Genomic DNA, 1,105 nt, shown 5'->3' on the forward strand with positions numbered 1-1,105 from the left:
CCGGGGGAATTATTTTTTTCGTTAAGCTATTGAGATAAATGATTAGAGAATGACAGCAGGCAATAAGTGCACACTTTCGTGTTTTTCCCACAGAGAGAAAATGTTTGTACTTCGCCTGCAAGATTTCATTGCACCTCAAGGCACTAACCGTTGCCAAATAGAGAAGCTGGCGCAGTTCCTTTCTGCCCCCATGTATTTTGCGTGTTCCTTTCATCGTTCCGCTTTCCCAGGAATAAGGCACTACTCCGAGTAGGGCTGACGCCTGCTTTCTATTAATGCTTCCCAATTCGGGCATGAGGCTAATCAACGCCATGGCATTGCGTTTCCCTATTCCTTTAACATTCAAATAGGTTTCATACTTTTCTTTTAGCTCTTGATGAGTTTTTCCATTTGAACCTGCAACGCCTCTATGCGTTTTTCTTCCTGCTTCAGGGCTTGATCCAATTGCTGTTTCAGAAACGGCTGATTGGTTGCTTTTTGCTCGTTTTTCAACTGTGCCCGTCTTTTGACATAAAAAGTAAGGACACTTTCGTATTCTTTGAGCTGAAGAATTTCTCGGGTAAGTGGATAGTCTTGCTCAAGTTGTTTGTCTTTTCCCAATTGGCAGAGCACCTGAGCGTCCAAACGGTCGGTCTTGGCCTGTAGTCCTTCACTTCTGGCATAGTTTCTTACTCGTACCGGATTAAGGCATGTTTGGGAGATATTGGCGTCCATGAAAACGGGGATAAGCCGACGGCTTAAATAGCCGGTGGACTCATACACGACATGAACTGGTTGTTCCTGTTTTTCAAAAAGACGGAACATGTTCTTATGTCCTGTCTTGTTGTTGGTGAATCGGTAGGTTTTATGCTGAAGGCAGATATCCAAATAGTCTTTGGATATATCTACTCCGGCATAGTTCTTTTGAGGTATGTTTTCTCCTACTTCACGATTGATTTTTGTTTTGTTGGGCTTCATTCTGATCTCCTCCTCAAATGCGGACTCATCTCGGGGAGACGGTCCTTTCAACTATTCGAGATTTGGAATGATCGGATCCCCGGATGGGGCTTGTATCGGCACTGACTCTTTGACATTCTCCGCCCTAGGGCGGGAATCTGGCTGTCTC

Annotated in this window: 2 protein-coding genes; both read right to left on the minus strand. The window is 44.6% G+C overall.

The window, feature by feature from the left end:
• A partial coding sequence (locus QET40_RS00120) for a transposase (protein WP_280125135.1) occupies positions 1 to 313 on the minus strand: 313 nt, incomplete at its 3' end.
• Positions 314 to 366: 53 nt separating this feature from the next.
• On the minus strand, positions 367 to 957 hold the full coding sequence (locus tag QET40_RS00125; RefSeq protein ID WP_280125136.1) for a transposase: 591 nt from the start codon (positions 955 to 957) through the stop codon (positions 367 to 369).
• Positions 958 to 1,105 lie beyond the last annotated feature (148 nt).

It is taken from the genome of Akkermansia sp. N21169 (genome assembly GCF_029854675.1).
In the GTDB taxonomy this organism is placed as follows: domain Bacteria; phylum Verrucomicrobiota; class Verrucomicrobiia; order Verrucomicrobiales; family Akkermansiaceae; genus Akkermansia.

Excerpts from the sequence above, each read along its gene's own strand:
- QET40_RS00125 (WP_280125136.1), bottom strand. The coding sequence starts at position 957 with ATGAAGCCCAACAAAACAAAAATCAATCGTGAAGTAGGAGAAAACATA.